The sequence below is a fragment of the Sphingomonas sp. SUN019 genome (assembly GCF_024758705.1).
Taxonomy (GTDB): Bacteria; Pseudomonadota; Alphaproteobacteria; order Sphingomonadales; family Sphingomonadaceae; genus Sphingomonas.
Genome location: NZ_CP096971.1, coordinates 2,084,220 through 2,107,589, shown reverse-complemented (window position 1 = coordinate 2,107,589; position 23,370 = coordinate 2,084,220). Strand labels below are relative to the sequence as shown.

Below are 23,370 nucleotides of genomic sequence, written 5' to 3'. Positions count from 1 at the left end.
CCGCTGTAACCGGTTACGTAGAACGCAATTGGCGGTCGTGGCAATCCATGTTCGTGTAAGTTTTTGTACGCCGGGAGAGGCGTCGGGAGAAAAGGATGGGCGACGCCACGATCCGCGATGTCGCACGCCGCGCCGAGGTGTCGGTCGCGTCGGTGTCGCGCGCACTGAACGGGCTGGCCAACGTCCATCCCGACACGCGCGCGAAGGTGTTCGCGGCGGCCAAGTCGCTCGGCTACGTGCCGCATGCTGGCGCGCGGAGTCTCAGTATGGCTCGGACACACGCGATCGGGGTGGTGCTGCCCGACCTGCACGGCGAATTCTTTTCCGAAATCGTCCGCGGGCTGGATCGCGAGGCCAGCGCGCGCGGTTATCAATTGCTGCTGTCGAACATGCACGCCGAGATCGAGCGCGCGGGGCAGGCGATGCGCGCGATGCGTGGCCGCGTCGACGGGCTGGTCGTGATGGCGCCGCAGATCGCGTCCGAAGATCTTGCCGAAACGCTCCCGCAGAGCCTGCCGGTGGTGCTGATCAACAGCCCCGAAGGCAGCGGGCGGGCGGCGTTCCGGATCGGCAACCATGACGGGGCGGCAGCGATGGTCGACCATCTGGTCGAGCGCGGCGCACGAACGATCGTCCATATCGCCGGGCCCACCGGCAATCTCGACGCGCAGGAACGCTGCGAAGGTTTCGAGGCCGGAATCGCGCGGCACGACGGCGTCACCGGCCGCCTGGCCGCCGGCGATTTCTCGGAAGAATCGGGCGAACGTGCGACGGCCGAACTTTTGGCGGACGCTGCGCCGGTCGACGCGATCTTCGCCGCCAACGACATGATGGCGTTGGGCGCGTACCAGATACTGCGCGCCGCCGGACGCGCGATACCCGGTGACATCATGCTGGCCGGGTTCGACGACGTGCCGATCGCGCGGTTCCTGTCGCTGACCACGATGCGGGTGAAGATGGATGAGATCGGCGGGCGCGCCGCGGCGCGGCTGATCGATGCGCTGGAGGGGCGGTCCGGCGAGGCGGCGACCGAACTGGTCGTCCCCGAACTGATCGTCCGCGCGACGACGTGACAGCCATGAACGGGAAAAAGCACATGATCGACCGCCGCACGCTGATCGCCAGTTCCGCGCTTGCCGTCGCCGGTGCTGGCCTGCCGGGTTGCGCCACCACCGGCGCCGGCGCGACGGCGGGCAAGGACAAGCTCCCCGATTTCTACGCCGATATCGAGGAACGTACTTTCCGCTGGTTCTGGAACAACGTGAACCGCGCGAACGGGCTGGTGCCCGATCGGACCCCCAACCCGCCGTTCTGCAGCATCGCCGCGGTCGGATTTGCGCTGACGGCCTATGCGGTCGGCGTCGAGCGCGGCTGGGCGAAGCGTGAGGAGGCGCGCGACCTGACGCTGACGACGCTGAAATTCTTCGCCAGCCTGCCGCAGGGGGACGGGCGCAGCGGCGTGTCGGGGCAGCGCGGGTTCTTCTACCACTTTCTCGATATGAAAACGGGCTTGCGGTATCGCGACACTGAACTGTCGAGCGTCGACACCACGCTGATGCACTTCGGGATGCTGTTCGCGGCGTCTTACTGGGAAGGCGACGATCCGGCCGAGATCGAGATCCGCGACGTCGCGAACGATCTGGTCGGGCGCGCCGAATGGCCGTGGTTCCTGAACAAGCGGCCGGTCGTGTCGATGGGCTGGGATCCGAAGAAGGGCTTCATCGAACGCAGCTGGGACGGATATAACGAGGGGATGATGGTCGTGCTGCTCGGGCTCGGCTCGACGCGCTATCCGCTGCCCGATGGCGCGTGGAACGCCTGGACCGCGCCGTACCCGCGGTTCTGGCGTGGCGAGGGGGCGACGCGGCATTTGGCCTTCGCGCCGATGTTCGGCCACCAGTACAGCCATGTGTGGATCGATTTCCGCGGCATCCGCGATGTCGTGATGCGCGGGGCGGGGTTCGATTATTTCGAGAACAGCCGCCGCGCGACATTCGCCAATCGCGCTTATTGCATGGCCAATCCGATGGGCTGGGAGGGCTATTCGCGCGATATCTGGGGGCTGACCGCGTGCGACGGGCCGGGGAATTACAAGCTGCCGTTCCCAAATCGGTCAGGGGGCGAGACGCGGACGTTCTACGGTTATTCCGCGCGTGGGCCGCTGGGTCAGCCGGACGAGCGCGACGACGGCACGATCGCGCCGACCGCGGCGCTGGGGTCGCTGCCGTTCGCGCCCGAGATCTGCATACCCGCGGCCGAGGCGTTGCTGCGCGTGCCCGGGCTGTATCAGCAATACGGCTTCCTGGACGCGTTCAACCCGAGTTTCCGCTACTCTGAAAAGAAGCTGGAAACCGGGACGGTCGACGCCGCGAACGGCTGGGTGGCGAGCGATTATCTCGGCATCGACCAAGGGCCGATCCTGCTGCAGGCGGCGAACTATCGCAGCGATTTCGTGTGGAAGGTGATGCGCAAGTCGCCGGTGATCCGCCGCGGCCTGCAACGCGCGGGCTTCACCGGCGGGTGGCTCGACCAGAAGTGAGATAGCGGGGCGGCGTGCCTGCCGCCCCGTACCGGCTTACTCAATCTCGGGCGCAGGCTTGCGCGCATACAGCCCGAACGCGGCGATCAGCGCGTAGCAGATCGCGGGCAGGACCAGCGCGAAGTGCAGCCCGCTCGCATCGGCCAGCGCGCCCGTCAGCGGCGGGATGACCGCGCCGCCGACGATCGCAGTCGCGATCACGCCCGATCCTTCCGCCGCGCGCTTCCCCAGGCCTTCGGACGCCAGGCTGAAGATCGTCGGGAACATGATCGAGTTCATCAGCCCGATCGCCAGCAATGCCCAGCCCGAGACCGCGCCGGTCGTGTTGGCGGATATCAAGATCAGCGTGATCGATCCCGCCGCGACCGCCATCAGCACCTTGCCCGGCGACACCACGCGCAGCACCGCGGACCCGATGAAGCGTCCGACCAGCGCGCCGCCCCAGTAATAGAAAACGTGGTTGCCGGCATATTGATCGGTCACGTTCCACACGTTCGCCTGCATCAGATAGCTGACGATCAGCGATCCGATCGCGACCTCCGCGCCGACATAAAGGAAGATGCACGCCGTCCCCATCGCGAAGCGCGGGCGCGACAGCAGGGTCAGCGGATGGAAGATGCTGCGGCTCTCCTCCTGTTCTTCCTGCAGCCGGTTCCGCCGCGTCCACACGACGCCCGCGATCACCAGCAGCGCGACCGCGAGGCCAAGATAGGTGTGGACGATCGCGCGCGATGCCTCGACCCGGTACGCATCCAGCGCGGCACCCGACAGAGTCGCTGCGCTGACCGTCGCCAGCCCGCCGAGGATCAGCGTGGACCCCACGCGCGGGAAGATCGTCGTGCCGAGCGAATTGAACGCCTGCGCAAAGGTCAGACGGCTGTGCGCGGTCTTCGGCGGGCCGAGCAGCGAGATCAGCGGGTTCGCGACGACCTGAACCACGGTGATCCCCGCGCCGAGCACGAACAACGCGAACAGGAACATTCCGAATGTCGCCGACGACGAGGCGGGAATGAACAACAGGCATCCCGCGGTCATCGTCACCAGTCCGATCGAGGCGGTGCGCATGTAGCCGAAGCGGCGCACGACCGCGGCGGCGGGCAACGAGAACAGCGCGTAGGCGAAGAAGAACGCCGAATTGACCAATTGCGACGTGAAGTGCGTGAGCGTGAACAGCTCCTTCAGCTTCGGGATGATCACGTCGTTCAGGCTGGTGATGCCGCCGAAGATGAAGAACAACGCGAACACGAACCAGCGCAGGTCGGGCGCGTCGTAACCGTGCGCAGCGTCACCCTGTGCGGCATGGGTCGAATGCGTATCGACCGGACTCGGCGCCATCGCCATGAACATCCACTCCCTGCGAAACCTGTTCTTGACGCCCGGCCTAACACCGGATTGGCGGCAAGGGCAGATGTAACTGCGTTACAGCCGATGCGAGCGGCCGCCGTTGCCGTCCGTCCGTCCCACGCGGTAAATTGGCAACAGTCGCGCAGCAATCAGTCCGCGCGCGGCTCATGCGTTGTAACCGGTTACGCGCGGCTGTAAGCGGTTACCGAAACCTCGCGAGTCGAATGATCGGCTCACGGCCGCCCGTGACGGCCCGGAAAGCGGGGGAGCGTCGACAATCCAAGGAGGGGTTTCCCCATGAAGTTCAATGACATTGTTCGTGGAGAAGCCCGCCGTTCCGCGCTGGCGCTAGGCATGTCGGCGCTGGCGTTCGGCGTCGCGACGATCGCGCCCGTCGCCGTGTCGGCCCAGACGACCACCGCGTCGCTGCGCGGCCAGGCGCGCGATGCCGCCGGTGCGCCGGTTGCGGGCGCGACCGTGACCGCGGTGAACAAGGCCAATAACCAGACGTTTCGCGCGACCAGCGACGCGCGCGGGTCATTCCTGCTGAACGGCCTGCGACCCGCCGCGTATGACGTGACGGTGACCGGACCGAACGGTGAGACATTCGCGCAGCGGGTGGTGGTCGGGATCGGCCAGGCGGCGACGATCAACGCGGTGCTGGCCGCGGCGGCTGCACCCGCCGAATCCGGCGTGCCGGCCGAGGAGGTCGCGGGCGACATCGTCGTCACCGGCACGCGCCTGGTCGAAACCAAGACCAGCGAGGTCGCCACCAACGTCAGCCAGGAACAGATCCGCACGCTGCCGCAGACCGACCGCAACTTCCTGTCGTTCGCAGCGCTCGCGCCGGGCGTGCGCTACAACGACAGCGAAACCGACAAGAGCTTCTCGGCGGGCGGATCGACCGCCAGCCAGGTCAATGTGTTCGTCGACGGCGTCAGCCTGAAGAACAAGTTGCGCGAAGGCGGCGTGGCGGGGCAGCAGAACAGCCGCGGCAACCCGTTCGGACAGCTGGCGGTGCAGGAATTCCGCGTCCTGACGCAGAATTACAAAGCCGAATACGAACAGGCCGGGTCGGCGATCATCACGTCGGTCACGAAATCGGGCACCAACGAATTTCATGGCGAGGTATTCGGTCAGTACACCGACAAGTCGCTGACGCAGAAGGCCTTTTTCGACAAACGCAACAACAACCCTGAGCCCGCGTTCGAACGCAAGCAATATGGCGTGGCGCTGGGCGGGCCGATCATAAAGGACAAATTGTTCTTCTTCGCGACCTATGAAGGCAATGACCAGGACCGCGCGTTCAACGTCCAGTCGAACGCCACGGCCGCCCAGCGCGCCGACTTCGCCGCGATCACGGGGCGGCAGGTGAGTGACTTCGAAGGTGCCTTCGTCAGCCCGTTCCGGGGCGACTTCTATTTCGGCAAACTTACCTTCACCCCGGATTCGAACCAGGTTTTCGACCTGTCGTTCAGCCGCCGTCAGGAAACCGACATCCAGGGGTTCGGCGGGGAAACCGCGTTTTCCGCGGCCGAGAACAAGATCAACACGATCGACACGTATCTGTTCAAATGGACCTATTCAGGCGAAAATTTCGTCAACGAATTCAACGTCAACTATCTGAACTACAAGTTCAATCCGACGTCGCTCAACCCCGATCTGCCGCAGTTCCAGTACCAGGGCGTAATCACGTTCGGTGGCAAGGATTCGACCCGTCGCGAAGTTCAGCAAAGCTATACCATTCGCGACGACGTCACATGGCAGGCGTCGGACAATCATTCGATCAAGGCGGGCGCTCGCGTCGAAGTGACCGATATCGAATTCAACAACCAGTCGTTCATTCAGCCGCGCTATACCTTCACCAACGCTGATTCCGGCACCCCGAACGATCCGACCGACGACACGAATTTCACCTTTCCGGCCGAAGCGCGTCTTGGCCTTGGCAACGGGCGCATCTTCGGGTCCAACACGCAGCTAGGATTCTACATCCAGGACGATTGGGACGTCACCGACCGGTTGCAACTGAACATCGGCGTCCGGTACGATTACGAGTTCAACGGGTTCAACAACGACTATGTGACGCCTACCCGTGCAGCCGCGGCGCTGCGGTCGCTGCCGTCGACATTCTATTTCGATCCCGAAAACTACATCACCAACGGCAACAATCGATCGCCCTTCGAATATGCGTTCGCACCGCGGCTGGGGTTTTCGTATGACATCAACGACGATCAGTCGACGGTGATCTTTGGCGGGGTCGGACGCTATTACGACCGCAACAACTTCAACAACACGGTCGACGAACTCAGCAGGACGATCAACCCGATCGGCGTGTTCCGGTTCTCCGCAACGGGTGCGCCGCGCAACAACCAGCCGACTATCGCGTTCAATCCTTCGTATCTGACCCGCGACGGCCTGCTGGCGCTGATCAATTCCAATCCCGAAGTCGGGCTGCCGGAATTGTTCGCGGTGAAGAACGATGCGAAGCCCCCGGTCAATGACCAGGCCAGCCTTGGCGTCCGCCAGAAGGTCGGCATTTTCCAGGCGTCGCTGACCGCATCGTACCAGCGCGGCCGCAACGGTTACACCAACCTGTTCGCCACGCGGCAGAACAACGGACTGGGGGGCTGCTGCAACACTGCATCCGCCATCGCCAATGGTTATTCGAACGTCATCATCGGGTTCGACGGGCTCGATACGCGCTACAAGGCGCTGTATTTCACGCTCGACAAAAACTACAGCAAATCCAGCGGGTGGGGCCTGAATATCGCCTATACCCTCGGCAAGGCCGAAAAGAACGGCGGCGACCTGTTCAGCCTGGATGGCCTGACCCCCGATGGTTACGGCTGGCGCAACAGCCCCGGCGACGAACGTCACCGCGTCGTCCTGTCCGGCATCGTCGACCTGCCGCTGGGTTTCCAGTTCTCCACGCTTACGACGCTGGGCAGCGGTCAGGCCTATACCGTGACCGACGGTACGCGTGGCACGGACAGCGGCGCAGCGCTGCCGACGACCTATTATCCGATCAAGAACTGCATCAAGGGCGTCTTCGCATTCTGCGAGGTGAACCTGACGCTCGCCAACAAGTTCAAGCCGTTCGGCGGCGACAGCGGTCACGAAATCGAAGCGGCGGTCGATCTGCTGAACGCTTTCAACAACAAGAACTTCAGCGGCTTCGACGGGTTCTTCAGTGCGACCGATCCGCTGATCCGGACCGAGATCGGCACCAGCACGATCACTCTGCCGCGGCGTATCCAGTTCCGCCTCGGGTATCGTTTCTGACGTGACCGATCGGCCATCCCGGCACGCGCCGGGATGGCCGATCGGTTACTTCGTTTCCCACCAATAGGCCGGGCGTTTCGCATCCCCGGTCGCGACCTCGTTCATCGTCGCGGCATCGTACAGCCGCCCGCCGAGCATGACCCGCGACACTTTGTCGCTGTTACGGATATCCGCGGTCGGATCGGCGTCCAGCACGACCAGATCGGCGAGCTTGCCGACCTCCAGCGACCCGATGTCCTTCGCCATGCCGAGCGACTGCGCGGACACGATCGTTCCTGCGCGGAGCGCCTCGATCGGGGTCATCCCGCCGCGCACGAACGACCACAATTCCCAATGTGCGCCGATCCCCGCCTGCTGCCCGTGCGCGCCGATCGACACGAGCACGCCGCGCTTGGCCAGCTTGTGCGCCTCGCGCGCGTTGTCGTCGTCGACGTAGTTCGATTCGGGCGCCTTCACCCGCCGCGCATTGTCGGCTAGCAGTTTGGCGGGCGGGGTATGCGCCTTCAGCAGCGGGTTATCGAACACGTCGGTCGCCTGCCGCCAGTACGGATCGCCCGCCGGACCGCCGTAGGAGACGACGAGCGTCGGGGTGTAATTGGTCTTCGTCTGCGAAAACAACTGTACCACGTCGTCGTAGAACGTCTCGAGCGGGACATTGTGCTCCAGCGTCGAATTGCCGTCGGCGACCAGGTTCATGTCCATCCCGAACAGCGAACCGCCTTCGGCCACGACCTGCATGTTCTCGCGCCGCGCGGCCTCGACCACCTGCTGGCGCTGTTCGCGGCGCGGCTGGTTGTAGTTCTTGATCGAATGCCCGCCCTGCGCCTTGATCCGGCGGACGTGCGCTAGCGCATCGTCCAGGCTGTCGATCTGCGCGTACACGTCGGCCGCCTTCGCGCCGTACACGATCTCTCCGGTCGAAAAGATGCGCGGGGCCAGGATCAGCCCGGCGCGCTGCATTTCCGACGCGGCGAAGATTTCGCTCGAACGGTTCGATGGATCGTGGATCGTCGTCGTGCCAAGCGCGAGGTTCTGGATCATCGACCAGTTGGCCTCAGGGATCAGTTCGTCCTCGCCCGCCGGGCCGTGCGCGTGCGCGTCGACCAGGCCGGGGATGATCGTCTTGCCCGCGACATCGACGACGCTCGCGCCCGCGGGCACCTGGACGCTCGCGCGCGGGCCGACCGCGGTGATGCGGTCGCCGTCGATCACCACGACGCCGTCATCGACGATGCCGCCGCTGGCATCCTTCATCGTGACCAGCCGCGCGCCGACCAGCGCGACCACGCCGCGGTGCTTCGCCGCGGGCACGTCCATCGACAGATTTGCGCCGGTGCGCGGCGCGACGAAGGCGGGAGCGTCCTTGGGACGCGGGCCGTTCGGGAAGACGGTGGTCGTCTCGATCGTATAGACCGTCGGACCAAGGCTCCAATGCAGCCGCCGCCCGTCGTTCGACCAGTTCATGTAATCCGCCCCGCCGCGGCTGACGCGGGTAACTGGCAGCGCCTTTGAATCCGGCGCGAGATCGACCGACTGGTTGCCGGGCATCAGCGGCGCGACGAACGCTTCGTAATTCTGCCGGAAGGCGACGAATTCACCCGATGGCGACACGCTGTAATCGTTGACCAGATCGCCCGCGGCGTGGACGCGCTTCGCCTCGCCGTTCAGGTCGGTGCTGACCAGCTGGCGCTTCTCCGCGCCGTCCTTGCGCTCGCTGCCGATCATGTAGAGCCGGTCGTTCGACGCGGCGAACTGTGGCGAGGCCATGTCGCGCGCGACCAGCTTCGGCGCGCCGCCGGTCGTCGCGATGCGATAGACGCCCGGATTCTCGCCCCAGCGTGGTGAGGTGACGCCGCCCCCGCTCGCGCGTTCGAACACGATGGTCTTGCCATCGGGCGAGAAGCGCGGACGCGCATAATGGCCCGGCTGCGTCGTCAGCGTCTTTGCCGCCCCGCCGGCCGCCGGAACGGTGCGGATATGGCCGAGTTCGGCGTCGCTCCACGCCACGAACGCGATCGTCCGCCCGTCGCGCGACCAGGCCGGGAACAGCTCGAAGCCGTCCTTCGCATTGGTCAGCCGCTTGACCGCGCCGCCCGTCATCGGTTTGATCCAGAGCTTGCCGAGGCTTTCGAACACCACGCGTCCGCCATCGGGTGACACGCTGGCGAAGCGCGGCATTGCGGTGGTGAAGCTGTTCGGCGCGACCGCGATCTGCGGATGCGGCGCGTCGATCACCCCGCGCGTATCGTTGACGGTGAACGGGATTTCGTTTGTCGCACCGGTATCGGCGTCGACGCGGCGGATCTTGCCCTTGGCCCAGAACACGACCGACTTGCTGTCGGGCGTCCATGCCATGTTGGGATAGACGCCGGTGACCGCCCACGTCTCCTGCACGTCCTGATCGAGCGTATCGTAGACCTTGCGCTCGACGCCCGATTCCAGATCCTTCACGTACAGCTTCGACCGCGTCGCCTCGCGCCGGACGAAGGCGATGCGCTTGCCGTCGGGGGAGGGTGTCGGACGCACCGATCCGCCGTCGCCGCTGACCGCGGTGGTCGTCTCGCCGGTGTCGAGGTCGTAACGTTCGATGTCGAACAAATCGGTGTTCGAATCCTGCGCATATTCGAAGATCGGACCCGGCGTAACGTTCTTGGTGTAGAACAGGCTCTTGCCGTCGGCGGCGTAGACCGGTTCGCCCAGTTCCTTCTGATGCGTTTCGCTCGGTTTCTTGACCAGTTGCACGCCGCCGCCACCCGACACGTGGTACAGCCACACCTCGCCCGTGCCGAGCGAACGCCCGGTGGTGAAATGCTTCTTGGCGATGATGTAGCGGCCGTCCGGGCTCCACGACGGCTGGTTGAGCAGGCGGAAGTCCTCCTTCGTCACCTGCTGCTTGTTCGACCCGTCGCGGTTCATGATCCAGATATTGTCGCCGCCGCCGCGATCCGAGGTGAAGGCGATGCGCGCGCCGTCGGGCGAGAAGCGCGGCTGCACCTCCCACGCGAGGCCCTCCGCGATGTGTGTCGGCGAGCCGCCCGCGATTCCCATGGTGTAGATGTCGCCGAGCAAAGCGAAGGCGATCGTGCGGCCATCGCGGCTGACGTCGATATCCATCCAGCTGCCTTCGCTGGTGCGGATCGGCACTTGTCGGATGGTCGCGCCCTGCGGCGCGTTTACGTCCCACGGCGCGGGCTTGGCGGTTGATGGCGTAGTGGAGGCGGCGACCGGTGTCGGCGCGGCGGCCGGGCTGGGCAATGGTGTCGGCGCGGCGTCCGGGCGGAGCGACCGATCCTCCGGCGCTTGCGTCTGCTCGACCGGCGCGGGGGGTGGAGCCTGCTGCGCCAGCGCCTGATGCGCGGCGAGCGCGGCCAGCGAGACGAGCGCAAGCGCACGGATTTTCATGGCAGTCCCCTTTGTCATTTTCCGCTTACAGCCGCCCGAGCTTGTTGCCGCCGAACGGGCCGTTGCGCTGGACGATGTTGAGATTGAGGAACGCGGCGAAGCTGACCCAGGCGAGATACGGCAGGATCAGCAACGCGGCATTGGTCGAGATCGGCCACAGCCCGACGACCAGGGCGACGAGCGACCCCCACAGAAACACGACCTCGATCAGCGCCCAGTCGGGGCGGCGCCAGCGGAAGAACAGCGGGCTCCACAGGAAATGGAAGACCGCGTTGACCGCGAACAGGATGACCACGTCGCGCCGTGCGATCGCATCGGGCGCGGCTTTCCACGCGATCGCGGCGGACCAGGCGGCGAGCCCGAGGATGATCGTCCACGCCGGGCCGAACAGCCAGTCGGGTGGCTGCCACGGCGGTTTGCGCAGTGCGCGATACCAGCCGCCGATCGACGTGGTGAGGCCACCGGCCGCCGCCAGCAACAGCGCCAAACCACCGGCAACGAAATATGGGGTCATCGGCTCTCCATCTTCGCCGTCCATCTTGTCGAACGTCAACGCGATGGTACAGTCGCATCGTGCGGGCGTCATTCCCCTTTTCCGCGATCGTCGGCCAGGACGAGATGAAGCTGGCGCTTCTGTTGTCGGCGGTCGATGCGCGGATCGGCGGCGTGATGGTGTTCGGCGACCGCGGGACGGGCAAATCGACCGCGGTGCGCGCGCTGGCCGCTTTGTTGCCGCCGGTGTCGGCGGCGTTGGTCGGCTATCATCCTGAAGGTGCGATCCCTGCGAAGGGTAAGGCGGCGGTGCCGTTCGTCGATCTGCCTTTGGGTGCGACCGAGGACCGCGTGCTGGGCGCGCTCGACCTCGAACGCGCGCTGGGATCGGGTGAGAAGGCGTTCGAACCAGGACTGCTGGCGCGCGCGAATGGCGGGTTCCTGTACGTCGACGAGATCAACCTGCTCGAGGATCATATCGTCGATCTGCTGCTCGACGTCGCCGCGTCGGGCGAGAATCTGGTCGAGCGCGAGGGGCTGAGCGTGCGCCACGCCGCGCGCTTCGTGCTGGTCGGCAGCGGCAATCCCGAGGAAGGCGAGTTGCGACCGCAATTGCTGGATCGGTTTGGGCTGTCGGTGGAGGTGCGCACACCGCAGGCGATCACGGAGCGCGTGGAGATACTGAAACGCTGCGACGCTTATGAGCGCGCGCCGGACGAATTTGCGGAGGATTGGCGGCGCGCCGAGGCGAAGACGCTGAAGCGCATCGCGCGGGGGCGGGCGGCGTTGCCGGATGTGGCGATGCCGGAGGGCGTGCTGGAGGCGGCGGCCAGATTGTGCGCGACGGTCGGCGCGGACGGATTGCGTGGCGAGTTGACGCTGATGCGCGGGGCGCGGGCGCTGGCGGCATTGGAGGGGCGGGATGCGGCGAGCATCGCCGGGCTGGTGCGGGTCGCGCCGATGGCTTTGCGGCATCGGTTGCGACGCAACGTACTGGATGAAACCGGGTCGACCGTGCGGATCGAACGCGCGATCAGCGAGCTGGCGCTGGTGTGATGGAGCCGGTCGGCGATCCGTTCGCCGACGCGGTGCTGGCGGTCCGGCTCTGCGCGATCGATCCGTTGCTGGGCGGCGTGGTGATCCGTGGCGGCGATCTGGCGGAGCAGGTGCAGGCCGCGCTGGTGGCGGCGTTGCCCGCGGGCGCGCCGGTGAAGCGGCTGCCGGTCCATGCCGATGCGGATGCGTTGCTCGGCGGGATCGATCTGGGCGCGACCTTGGCGACGGGGGCGCGGCTGGCGCGGCGCGGGTTGCTGGCTGCGGCGGATCGCGGCGCGCTGGTAATCCCTATGGCGGAGCGGTTGCCTTCCGACGTGGCGGCGCAGGTCGCGGCGGCGCTGGATGTTGGCGCGGTGGTGGTCGAGCGCGAGGGGTACGGCGCACGTGATGCGGCGCGCTTCGTAGTGCTGGCGATCGACGAGGGGCGGGAGGACGAGGCCATGCCGGTGGCACTGACGGAGCGGCTGGCGTTCCGGGTCGACCTCACCCACACGCCCCACCCCGGCGAAAGCCGGGGCCCAGTTTCGACACCTGTGCGGCTAGGCCCCGGCCTTCGCCGGGGTGGGGCAGAGGTTGATGGCGAAGCGCTGAAGGCCTTGTGTGGGACGGCGTTGACGCTCGGCATCGATTCCGCCCGTGCGCCGCTTTTCGCTCTACGCGCCGCCCGCGTGCTGGCGGTCATCGACGACAGCGAAATAACCGAAGACCATCTCGCTGAAGCCGCCCGCCTCGTACTCGGCCCGCGCGCGACGCGCGCGCCGCAGGGCGAGGCGGAGCCGCCGCCACCCCCGCCCGAGCAGGACGACGCACCACCGACACAAGAACCCCGCGCGTTGGAAGATGTGGTGCTGGAAGCGGCGATGACCGCGCTACCGCCCGATCTGCTCGCCGCAATTGCGAATGGTGACGGTCGGCGGACGGGGCATTCGCGCGGGGCGGGAGAGAAACGCCGCTCGCCGCGGCGCGGGCGGCCGGTCGGGGTGCGCGCGGGGGTACCGCGCGGTGGCTTGCGGCTGGCGCTGATCGATACGCTCCGCGCCGCTGCGCCGTGGCAGAAAGTGCGGGGCGGTGGGGATGGGCGCGTGCGTATCCGCAAGGACGACCTCCGCGTCCGCCGGTTCGAGACGCGCGCGGAGGCGACGACGATCTTTGCGGTCGACGCGTCGGGGTCGGCGGCGGTCGCTCGGCTCGCCGAAGCGAAGGGTGCGGTCGAGCTGTTGTTGGCGGAGGCCTATGTGAAGCGCGCGCAGGTCGCGCTCGTGGCGTTTCGCGGTGCGGGGGCGGATTTGCTGTTGCCGCCGACGCGGTCGCTGGCGCGCGCGCGGCGCTCGCTGGCCGATCTTCCGGGCGGCGGGGGGACGCCGATCGCCGCGGGCCTCGATGCGGCGCGCGAACTGGCGGAGGGCGCGCGGGCGCGGGGACGGACGCCGTTCATCGTCGTATTGACCGACGGGCGTGCCAACGTCGGCGTCGATCCGCAGGCCGAGGCCGAAGCGGCGGCGCGTGCGATCGGTGCGGCGGGAATTGCGGGCGCCCTGGTCGATATCTCCACGCGGCCGCGGCCGGAGGGCGCGCGGCTCGCGGCGGCGATGGGTGCGCGCTATTTGTCGCTGCCACGCGCCGATGCGCAGACGATGCACGCCGCGGTTACCGCCGTGCAGCCGCGATGACGCCGCGCTGGGCGGTCGAGGGGCGCGACTGGCCGAATCGCGATGCGAGCCGCTTCGTCGATGCCGGGGGCTTGCGCTGGCACGTCCAGGTCGCGGGAGCGGGGCCGGTGCTGTTGCTGCTCCACGGCACTGGCGCGGCGACGCATAGCTGGCGCGATCTGCTGCCGTTGCTCGCGCCGGATTTTACCGTGATCGCGCCCGATCTGCCTGGGCATGGCTTCACCAGCGGAAGGCCTATTGGCGGATTGTCGATGCCGGCGATGGCGCGCGCGGTGGCGGCGTTGTTGGTCAAACTCGACATGAAATCGGTCGCGATCGTCGGGCATTCGGCGGGCGCTGCGATCGGCATCCGGATGACGCTCGACGGCTTCGTCGAACCGCAAAAGATCATCGGATTGAGCGCGGCGCTGCTGCCGTTTCCGGGCCTCGCGGCGAAGCTGTTCCCTGCGCTCGCCCGCGCGCTGTTCGTCAATCCGTTCGCGCCGCATATCATGGCGCGGATCGCGCGCACGCCGGGCGAGGTCGCGCGCTTCCTGCCGCGCAGCACCGGATCGCGGATCGACGCGCGCGGGACCGAACTTTACGCGCGGCTGCTCGGCAATTCGTCGCACGTTGCGGGGGCGATCACGATGATGGCGGAATGGGATTTGGAGGCGCTGCGCCGCGACCTACCGCGGCTGGCGACGCCGCTGCTGCTGGCCCACGGCGAGGCCGACAGCGCGATCGCGGCGCGCTACGCGGCCGAAGCGGTGGCGTTGGTGCAGAACGGGCGCGCGATGCTATTGCCCGGACTGGGCCATCTTGCGCACGAAGAAAGACCGGCGGACGTTGCGGCCATCATCCGGGAGGAGGCGACATGAACGAGCATTATGGCTGGATCGAAATGGTCTTCACGGGCGTCGTCGTGCTGGGCTTCGCCGGGTGGCAGATCATCTCGGTCAACCGCGAGATCGCCGCCGACAAGATTGAAGCTGGCCGCAAGAAATCAGAAGATGCTGCGCGGCATCCGGTAGGGGAGCATCGATTGGACGATCGGTGAGCGGAACCGATTGAGCGACAGGCTTTCGTGGATCGCGCGCGCATCCTCGCCCCACAGGCGGGTGTCGATCGCCGAGCGCGCATAGAAGGGTGCGTCGATCCACGTTCCGGCGACCTTTGGCGCGAACCCCTTGTCAGCGCGCGTCAGCCGCTCGACCAGCCAGCCGGTGCGCGGCAGCGGCGCCGACGGCGGTTGCGGCATATCATGCCATCGCCCCTGCCGGTCGAAGCGCAGCGCGAGGTCGAACGGCGTCCCGTCGCGTCGGACGCCCTCATATAGCACCGCGACATCGCGGTTGAGGTGCGCACGTGACCAATGCCAATCGGCGAACCCAGCCTCCAGCGGCTCCTCGCCGAAGTTCGAATCGACATAGCCGTCGCCTGACCACGATACGCCGGGATGCGCCATCTCCACCTCGACCCGCGCACGCGGTGCGACCGGGTGCCAGCGGTGCCGCCCGGCCGGATCGAGTTGAAACGCGGTCGTGCCGATCAGCTCGGGATACACGCGCACGCGCCCCTTGACGCGGTACGGCAGCGGCGCGGAAATCTCGTCGACGTCGATCGTCAGGCAATCGCCGTCCCAGTGTACCGAACTCGGCCCCACCGCGAAATGGTCGGCTCCGCGCGATACCTTGCCGCGCCCGCGCTCGGTCATCGCCCAGGCGTTGCTGCGCGGGCCGTTGAGCGCCACGTTGATCGCGCAATGGTTCTCCGGATCGCCGCGGCCGGTGATCTTGTAATACGGCGAGAACACGCTGCCGACGAAGGCGATGATGGTCAGCCCGTAGCGACCGTCTCCGCTCGTCGCGTCGATGTACCACCAGGCATAGCCGCGCGCGTCCACGCGAACGTCGAAGCGCGGTCCCTGAGCAGGCAGTCGGCGGCCAGCCGTCCCGACAAGGCCGCCATGGGCACGCCCGCGCCGGGGTGCGTGCTCCCGCCCGCGCAGTAGAGCCCAGGGATCCGCGTCCGGCTGCCCTGGCGCAGGAAGGACGCCGCCCACCCGTGCGAGGCCCGTCCATAAAGGGCTCCACCCGTCGACGGACAGAGGCGCTCGAAATCGTGCGGGGTCAGCAGCTTCGTCGGCGCCGTCCAGTCGACGGAAAGCCCCGCCTGCGAAAGCCGTGTGCGCATCGCGTGCTGGCATCGTTCGATCTCCTGTGGGGATGGCCCGGCGCGGTCGCCGGTGGCGGGGGCGTTGACGATGATCTGGAGGCGTTCGGGGCCGTCGATTTGGCCTTCGTTCGCGGCACGGTCCTGGGCGCAGACGTAGACGGTGGGATCGTCGGGCTGGCGACCGGCGTGGAGTGCGGCGAACTCGGAAGGGTAGTCGCTCGAAAAGAACACGTTGTGACGCGTGAGTGGAAAGCCATCGGACTGCACATTCGCGAGCCAGACGAGCGCGCCGAGCGAGCGGCTCGCAGGCGGCACGCGGCGCGTCGCCGTCACCCCGAAGCGCCCGTCGCCGAGCGCGGCGGGATCGGCGTTGCACACGACCGAATCCGCCGAGATCCGCTCGCCGCTGGCGAGTTCGACCCCCGCCGCGCGGCCGTTATCGACGACAATGCGCGACACCGGCGCGGCATAGCGAAAGCGTGCGCCCTGGCGTTTCGCCAGGCCTTCGAGCGCGCTCGCCAACGCCGACAGCCCACCCTCGATCAACCACACGCCGCGGGCCTCGACATGTGCGATCAGCATCAGCGTCGCCGGGGTGCGGAACGGCGACGATCCGCAATAAGTCGCGTAACGTGCGAACAATTGCCGCAGCCGTGGATCGGCGAAATAGCCGCCGAGCGCGCGCCACATCGACGAGTACGGGCGCAGCGTCGCATAATCACGCAGACCGCCCACGCCCATCCGCCAGCCGAGCGTCAGCGGGTCGGTCTTCGTGCGCCGCAGGAACGGCCGGTCCAGCGCATCGTAAAGCCGCCTCGCCTCGGCACTGAAGTCGCGATAACCGCGCGCTTCGGCAGCGCCCGCGAACGCGCCGATTGCGTCCTCGCTCGCCTGGCGGTCGGCGTACAGGTCCAGCCGCTGCTCCCTCCACGCATGGCGCGCGAGGATGTCTGCGCGCTGCGTGACGACATGATCGTCGAGCGACGCGCCGCACTCGCCGAAGACCTCCTCGAATATCTCGCGCAGGGTGAAGACGGTCGGCCCCGCTTCGACCATCCGCCCGCCGACATCGATCGCGCGGACCTTGCCGCCGGGCGTGTCCGCGGCCTCGACGACGGTCACGTCGCAGCCGCGCGCGGCGAGCAGCGCCGCGCTCGTCAGCCCGCCGATCCCCGCCCCGATCACGATCACGCGCCCGTCCGGCATTCGCGTCCTTTCGTTGACGAAGGCCTAGCATATGTCCAATCCACTGGACATATGGATTGTCCAGCATGAGCGACGGATCGTGGCGGCTGCGCTGGACCGTCTGGCGGAACGGTATCCTTTCGAGCGGGCGCTTCCAGAGGTTTGCGGCGCGCTTCCCGCCGACCCGCCCCGTCGCGCGGCACCATGCGCGCGTGCTGTTCGATCTGGTCGCGGGGTTCACCTATTCGCAGACGCTGGCGGCGTGCGTCGAACTCGGGCTGATCGATGCGTTGGCCGAAGCACCGGGCGAAGCGGACATGATGGCGGCGCGGATCGGATTGCCGGTGGAGGGCACGTTGCGGCTGTTGCGCGCGGCGGCGGCGCTCGATCTGGCGGAATGTGTTGGCGATACGTGGACGCTCGGCAGTGCCGGTGCAGCGCTTCGCGGCAATCGCGGCATTGCCGAGATGGTCGCGCATCATTCTGCGCTGTATGCGGACCTCGCCGATCCGGTCGCTCTGCTCCGGCGCGGTGGGGGCGGAGGCGAACTGGCGCGTTACTGGCAATATGCCAGGGAACCCGGAGCGGGGGATGACGCGCGAGTCGCGGCCTATTCGGGGTTGATGGCGGCGTCGCAGCCGCTGGTCGCGGATCAGGTGATCGATGCCTGTCCGCTCAAGCGCCATCGGCGATTGCTGGACGTGGGCGGGGGTGAAGGCGCGTTTCTGGCGGCGGTGGCCGCACGCGCGCCGCATCTGGCATTGGGGCTGTTCGACCTGCCCGCGGTCGGCGCGCGTGCGGCGACCCGGTTGGGGGCGGCGGCGGCGATTCACGGCGGCGACTTCCTGCGCGATTCTTTGCCGACCGGCTACGATCTGATCTCGCTGATCCGCATCCTGCATGACCATGACGACGCGCCCGCGCTGGCGTTGCTCCGCGCGGCCCATGCCGCGCTCCCCCCTGGCGGGCGATTGCTGATCGCAGAGCCGATGGCGGACACGCCCGGCGCGCGACCGGCAGGCGACGCGTATTTCGGACTCTACCTGCTGGCGATGGGATCGGGGCGACCGCGTGCCGCGGATGAGATCCGCGCGATGCTGCGGCGGGCCGGGTTCAGCCGGTCGCGCGAATACCGCACCGCGCTGCCGATCACGGTCCGGGTCATCGTCGCGGATCGTTGACACTTTCTTGCGTCAAGTAGAGTTGACATATCCTTTCGTCCATATAGTCTGACGGTCGCGGGAAGAGACCTGATGTAGGCCTCTCGCGAGAGGAGGGAGCGGATGGACTCGATCGCGGTCCTGCTCGAAGCGCCGGAGCGACTGTCGCTCCGTTCGCTTGCGCTCAATCCGCTCGGCTCCGCAGACGTGCTCGTCGAGATCGACTGGAGCGGGATCAGTTCGGGCACCGAAAAATTGCTGTGGACCGGCCGGATGCCGAGCTTCCCCGGCATGGGCTATCCGCTTGTTCCCGGTTACGAATCGGTCGGCCGCGTGGTCGACGCGGGGGCGGAAGTGCGCGCGCGGATCGGCGAATGGGTGTTCGTCCCCGGCGCGAACTGCTTCGCCGACGCGCGCGGGCTGTTCGGCGGGACGGCGCGGCGCGTGATCCTGCCCGCGGCGCGCGCGATTCCCGTACCGGAACGGCTGGGATCGGACGGTATCCTGGTCGCCCTCGCCGCAACCGCGCATCATGCCGTGGTGGGGGGCAAGGCGCCCGAATTGGTGGTCGGGCACGGCGTGCTCGGGCGACTGATCGCGCGCGTATCGGTGGCGCTCGGCCATGCCGCGCCGACGATCTGGGAAACCGATCCTGCGCGGTGCGATGGCGTCGCGATCGATCCGTCGGCCGACGAACGCCGCGACTATGCCACGATCTGCGACGCCAGCGGTGGCGATGTGCTCGACGCGTTGGTGCCGCGGCTGGCGAAGGGCGGCGAGATCGCGCTTGCAGGCTTCTACGACCGCGTGACCTTCGCCTTTCCGCCCGCCTTCATGCGTGAGGCGCGGCTTCGGATATCGGCCGAGTTCACGCCTGTGGACCTCGCTGCGGTGATCGCACTGGTCGCATCGGGCGCGTTGCGGCTCGACGGATTGGTCAGCCACGTCCGCCCCGCAATGGAGGCGAGCGATGCCTATCCCGCGGCATTTGCGGGCGGCGATTGCCTGAAGATGGTCCTCGACTGGAGAACGATGTGAGCATGTTCGATCCAGGACCGTTGCGCGAGGAAGCGTCGTTCGAACCGGATCCGGTGCCTACGGGTCCGGTGACCAAGGAAACGCAGATCATCGCGATCTATGGCAAGGGCGGATCGGGCAAGTCGTTCGCGCTGGCCAACCTCAGCTACATGATGGCGCAACAGGGCAAGCGCGTATTGCTGATCGGCTGCGATCCCAAAAGCGACACGACGAGCTTGCTGTTCGGCGGCAAATCCACGCCGACGATCATTGAGACCAGCTCGAAGAAGAAGCTGGCGGGTGAGGAGATCGGCATCGAGGACGTCTGCTTTCAGCGCGACGGCGTTTTCGCGATGGAACTAGGCGGCCCTGAGGTCGGCCGTGGTTGCGGCGGCCGCGGCATCATCCACGGGTTCGAGACGCTCGAGAAGCTGGGCTTCCACGAATGGGGCTTCGACTATGTCCTGCTCGATTTCTTGGGCGATGTGGTGTGCGGCGGGTTCGGCCTGCCGATCGCGCGCGACATGTGTCAGAAGGTCATCGTCGTCGCGTCGAACGATCTGCAATCGCTATATGTCGCCAACAACGTCTGCAAGGCGGTCGAATATTTCCGCAAGATGGGCGGCAACGTCGGCGTCGCGGGGATGATCCTGAACAAGGACGACGGCACGGGTGAGGCGAATGCGTTCGCGGAGGCAGTGGGCATCCCGGTACTGACCGCGATCCCCGCAAACGAGGATATCCGCAAGAAGAGCGCGAACTATCAGATCATCGGCAAGCCCGGCGGGCAATGGGCGTCGCTGTTCGAGGAACTGGCGGTCAACGTCGCCGAAGCGCCGCCGCTGCGCCCGACGCCACTCGATCAGGACGGACTGCTGGGGCTGTTCAGCGCCGACGTGACGGGGGCGGATTATTCGCTGAAATCCGCAAGCCAAGCCGACATGCGCGGTGCGGCCTATGTGCCGAAGCCGAGTCTTGAGGTCGTCTATGACGCGGCCTGAGACGCGCCAGCCCGATCGCCTCTCGGTCGCGCCAGCCGCGCCAGAGGGCGGCTGCGCGTCGAAGGATACGCTACGCGACGCCGCGGTCGCGGCAGGTAAGGCCGGGGTGCTTGATCGCTACGCAACCGATTACCCGGTCGGCCCGCACGATCAGCCGCAATCGATGTGCCCGGCGTTCGGGTCGCTCAGGGTGGGCCTGCGGATGCGCCGCACCGCGACGGTGCTCTCAGGATCGGCGTGCTGCGTCTATGGCCTGACCTTCACCAGCCATTTCTACGGTGCGAAACGCAGCGTCGGCTACGTGCCGTTCAGTTCCGAAACGCTCGTCACCGGCAAGTTGTTCGAGGACATCAAGGAGGCGGTCGAGGGCCTTGCCGACCCCGCGCTATACGACACGATCATCGTCACCAACCTGTGCGTGCCGACCGCGAGCGGCGTTCCGCTGCAATTGCTGCCCGACGAGATCAATGGCGTGCGCGTGATCGGCATCGACGTGCCTGGCTTCGGCGTGCCGACCCATGCCGAGGCGAAGGACGTGCTCGCGGGTGCGATGCTGAGCTACGCGCGGCGCGAGGCCGAGGCTGGGCCGGTGCTGGCGCCAAAAGAACGATCGGACCTGCCGACGGTGGCTCTGCTGGGCGAGATGTTCCCGGCCGATCCGCCGGGCGTGGGAATGCTCCTAGCGCCGCTGGGCCTAGCGGCTGGCCCGGTCGTCCCGACGCGCGAGTGGCGCGAGCTGTATGCGGCGCTCGATTGCGCGGTCGTCGCTGCGATCCATCCGTTCTACACCGCCAGCGTCCGCGAATTCGATGCGGCGGGGCGTACTATCGTCGGATCGGCGCCGGTCGGCGTCGACGGAACGGCGGCGTGGCTCGACGTGATCGGGCAGGCATGCGGTATCGCTCAGGAAACGGTGGATGTGGCCAAGAACCGCTTCGTCCCCGCGATCCGCGCCGGCCTCGCCGCCAACCCTATCAAGGGCCGCGTCACGGTGTCGGGCTATGAAGGATCCGAACTACTCGTCGCGCGACTGCTGATCGAAAGCGGTGCGGACGTGCCGTACGTCGGCACCGCCTGCCCGCGGACGCCCTGGTCCGATGCGGACCGCGCCTGGTTGGAGGCAAAGGGTTGCCGCGTGCAATATCGCGCGAGCCTTGAGCAGGATCTGGCGGCGGTCGCGGAATTCGGCCCCGACCTCGCGATCGGCACGACGCCGGTGGTCCAGCACGCCAAGGCCAAGGGCATTCCGGCGCTGTACTTCACCAACCTCATTTCGGCGCGCCCGTTGATGGGGCCGGCGGGGGCGGGGAGCCTGGCCACCGTCGTCAACGCCGCGATGGCCAACGGCGACCGTTTCGCGCGGATGACCGCGTTCTTCGAGGGCGTCGGCCGCGACGCGACCGCGGGCGTGTGGGAAACCACCCCCGTCGACCGCCCCGATTTCCGCGCGAAGTTCGCCGCCAAACGCATCGCCGCTGCGAAGGCGGAAGAGGCGGTGGGGGTATGACCTTCATCATCGATCACGATCGCGCGGGCGGTTATTGGGGCGCGGTTTACGCGTTCACCGCGATCAAGGGCCTGCAGGTCATCATCGACGGCCCGGTGGGGTGCGAGAATCTGCCCGTCACATCAGTGCTGCACTACACCGATGCGCTGCCGCCGCACGAGCTGCCGATCGTCGTCACCGGGCTGGGCGAACAGGAACTCGGTCGCGATGGGACCGAGGGCGCGATGCGGCGCGCGTGGAAGACGCTCGATCCCGATCTGCCCGCGGTCGTCGTGACCGGCTCGATCGCCGAAATGATCGGCGGCGGCGTGACGCCCGAGGGGACCAACGTCGTCCGCTTCCTGCCGCGCACGATCGACGAGGATCAATGGCAGTCGGCCGACCGCGCGCTGACCTGGCTATGGACGCAGTTCGGCCCGAAGAAGGTGCTCGCGCCCAAAGCGCTGAAGGACGGACAGAAGCCCAAAGTCAACATCATCGGACCGATGTACGGCACGTTCAACTGCCCGTCGGACCTGCACGAGATCCGCCGCCTGATCGAGGGGATCGGCGCGGAGGTGAACATGGCGTTTCCGCTGGGCGCGCATCTGGCCGATGTGCGCAAGCTGGCGGACGCCAGCGTCAACGTGTGTCTGTACCGCGAATTCGGACGCGGGCTGTGCGAGACGCTGGAGCGGCCATATCTGCAGGCCCCGATCGGGCTGGAATCGACCACTTTGTTCCTGCGCAAGCTGGGCGAGCTGACCGGGCTGGACCCGGAACCGTTCATCGAGCGCGAGAAGCACACCACGATCAAGCCGCTATGGGATCTGTGGCGATCGGTGACGCAGGATTTCTTCGGCACCGCCAGCTTCGGCATCGTCGCGACCGAAACTTATGCGCGCGGCATCCGCAATTTCCTCGAAGGCGACATGGGGCTGCCATGCACCTTCGCGGTGTCGCGCTGCGCGGGGACGAAATCGGACAATCAGGCGGTACGCGACATGATCCGCGATACGCCGCCGCTCGTCCTCTTCGGCAGTTTCAACGAACGGATGTACATGGCCGAGGCTGGCGGCCGTAGCGTTTACATTCCCGCGAGCTTCCCCGGCGCGGTCATCCGCCGCCACACTGGCACGCCGTTCATGGGCTATGCCGGTGCGACGTATCTGGTGCAGGAGGTGTGCAACGCGTTGTTCGACGCGCTTTTCCACATTCTGCCACTCGCCGGGCAGCTCGACGCGGTCGAGGCGACGCCCGCACGGGCCGAACGCGCGATCGCGTGGGACGAGGCGGCGAAGGCTGCGCTCGACGCACGGCTCGAACGCGAACCGGTGCTGGTCCGCATCTCCGCCGCCAAGCGTATCCGCGACGCCGCCGAACGCGCTGCGCGCCGCGCGGGCGAAGCATCCGTCACCCCGGAGCGCCTCGCCACGGCGCTGACCGAAAGCAGCGCGGCATGACCGACCGCAGCCTCAATATTCTGCGCCATGCCGCGCAACAGCCAATCCCCGCCCGGCCCGTCCGCGCGTGGATGCCGCCGGGGAGCGCGCATCACGCTCCCATCCTCGTCCGAGAA

The 23,370-nt window shown here is 67.1% G+C and carries 17 protein-coding genes; 12 read left to right on the top strand and 5 right to left on the bottom strand.

The window, feature by feature from the left end; genetic code table 11:
• Positions 1–95 precede the first annotated feature (95 nt).
• The gene (locus tag M0208_RS10120; protein ID WP_258891578.1) at positions 96–1,073 is read left to right on the top strand and encodes a LacI family DNA-binding transcriptional regulator; all 978 of its coding nucleotides are present in this window, start codon (positions 96–98) and stop codon (positions 1,071–1,073) included.
• A 23-nt stretch (positions 1,074–1,096) separates the two neighbouring features.
• Positions 1,097–2,539 (top strand): glucoamylase family protein, encoded by a 1,443-nt coding sequence (locus M0208_RS10115; RefSeq protein ID WP_258891577.1) that lies wholly within the window; start codon positions 1,097–1,099, stop codon positions 2,537–2,539.
• 36 nt (positions 2,540–2,575) lie between these two features.
• On the opposite strand, the gene M0208_RS10110 is transcribed toward M0208_RS10115, so the two are convergent.
• Positions 2,576–3,880: a sugar MFS transporter gene (locus tag M0208_RS10110; protein WP_408988088.1), complete on the bottom strand. Its 1,305-nt coding sequence runs from the start codon at positions 3,878–3,880 to the stop codon at positions 2,576–2,578.
• Positions 3,881–4,180: 300 nt separating this feature from the next.
• Here M0208_RS10110 and M0208_RS10105 point away from each other — a divergent pair, with 300 nt between their 5' ends.
• Entirely contained in the window at positions 4,181–7,165 is a 2,985-nt protein-coding gene (locus M0208_RS10105; RefSeq protein WP_258891576.1) for a TonB-dependent receptor, read from the top strand.
• Positions 7,166–7,210: 45 nt separating this feature from the next.
• Here M0208_RS10105 and M0208_RS10100 read toward each other — a convergent pair whose 3' ends face one another.
• Together M0208_RS10100 and M0208_RS10095 are read right to left on the bottom strand one after the other, a co-directional pair.
• Entirely contained in the window at positions 7,211–10,567 is a 3,357-nt protein-coding gene (locus M0208_RS10100) for an amidohydrolase family protein (RefSeq protein WP_258891575.1), read from the bottom strand.
• Between the two features lie 25 nt (positions 10,568–10,592).
• Positions 10,593–11,081, bottom strand: a complete 489-nt coding sequence (locus M0208_RS10095) for a TspO/MBR family protein (protein ID WP_258891574.1) — start codon at positions 11,079–11,081, stop codon at positions 10,593–10,595.
• Between the two features lie 59 nt (positions 11,082–11,140).
• Between M0208_RS10095 and M0208_RS10090 the strand changes: the two genes are divergently transcribed.
• The 4 genes from M0208_RS10090 to M0208_RS10075 are packed head-to-tail and all read left to right on the top strand — an operon-like array spanning position 11,141 to position 14,824.
• Positions 11,141–12,115, top strand: a complete 975-nt coding sequence (locus tag M0208_RS10090; protein ID WP_258891573.1) for an ATP-binding protein — start codon at positions 11,141–11,143, stop codon at positions 12,113–12,115.
• Positions 12,115–13,785 (top strand): magnesium chelatase subunit D, encoded by a 1,671-nt coding sequence (locus M0208_RS10085; protein ID WP_258891572.1) that lies wholly within the window; start codon positions 12,115–12,117, stop codon positions 13,783–13,785. The genes M0208_RS10090 and M0208_RS10085 overlap by 1 nt, the downstream gene beginning before the upstream one ends.
• Positions 13,782–14,645 (top strand): alpha/beta fold hydrolase BchO, encoded by an 864-nt coding sequence (bchO, locus tag M0208_RS10080; RefSeq protein WP_258891571.1) that lies wholly within the window; start codon positions 13,782–13,784, stop codon positions 14,643–14,645. The genes M0208_RS10085 and bchO overlap by 4 nt, the downstream gene beginning before the upstream one ends.
• On the top strand, positions 14,642–14,824 hold the full coding sequence (locus M0208_RS10075; protein WP_258891570.1) for a hypothetical protein: 183 nt from the start codon (positions 14,642–14,644) through the stop codon (positions 14,822–14,824). The genes bchO and M0208_RS10075 overlap by 4 nt, the downstream gene beginning before the upstream one ends.
• Here M0208_RS10075 and M0208_RS10070 read toward each other — a convergent pair.
• Together M0208_RS10070 and crtD are read right to left on the bottom strand one after the other, a co-directional pair.
• Positions 14,771–15,670 carry a hydratase gene (locus tag M0208_RS10070; protein WP_258891569.1) on the bottom strand — a complete coding sequence of 300 codons (900 nt, stop codon included), beginning with the start codon at positions 15,668–15,670 and terminating at the stop codon, positions 14,771–14,773. The genes M0208_RS10075 and M0208_RS10070 overlap by 54 nt on opposite strands.
• Entirely contained in the window at positions 15,604–17,148 is a 1,545-nt protein-coding gene (gene crtD / locus M0208_RS10065) for a 1-hydroxycarotenoid 3,4-desaturase CrtD (protein WP_258891568.1), read from the bottom strand. The genes M0208_RS10070 and crtD overlap by 67 nt, the downstream gene beginning before the upstream one ends.
• Positions 17,149–17,213: 65 nt before the next feature.
• Between crtD and M0208_RS10060 the strand changes: the two genes are divergently transcribed.
• From M0208_RS10060 to bchZ, 5 genes are all read left to right on the top strand, one after another.
• Positions 17,214–18,308, top strand: coding sequence for an acetylserotonin O-methyltransferase (locus tag M0208_RS10060; protein ID WP_258891567.1), 1,095 nt, complete (start codon positions 17,214–17,216; stop codon positions 18,306–18,308).
• Between the two features lie 102 nt (positions 18,309–18,410).
• Positions 18,411–19,325, top strand: coding sequence for a chlorophyll synthesis pathway protein BchC (gene bchC, locus M0208_RS10055; RefSeq protein ID WP_258891566.1), 915 nt, complete (start codon positions 18,411–18,413; stop codon positions 19,323–19,325).
• Between the two features lie 2 nt (positions 19,326–19,327).
• The gene (locus M0208_RS10050) at positions 19,328–20,305 is read left to right on the top strand and encodes a chlorophyllide a reductase iron protein subunit X (protein WP_258893219.1); all 978 of its coding nucleotides are present in this window, start codon (positions 19,328–19,330) and stop codon (positions 20,303–20,305) included.
• The gene (gene bchY, locus M0208_RS10045) at positions 20,292–21,812 is read left to right on the top strand and encodes a chlorophyllide a reductase subunit Y (RefSeq protein ID WP_258891565.1); all 1,521 of its coding nucleotides are present in this window, start codon (positions 20,292–20,294) and stop codon (positions 21,810–21,812) included. Before M0208_RS10050 ends, bchY begins: the two co-directional genes overlap by 14 nt.
• A complete protein-coding gene (bchZ, locus tag M0208_RS10040; protein WP_258891564.1) occupies positions 21,809–23,254 on the top strand; it encodes a chlorophyllide a reductase subunit Z in 1,446 nt (481 codons plus the stop codon). Before bchY ends, bchZ begins: the two co-directional genes overlap by 4 nt.
• Positions 23,255–23,370: the final 116 nt, after the last annotated feature.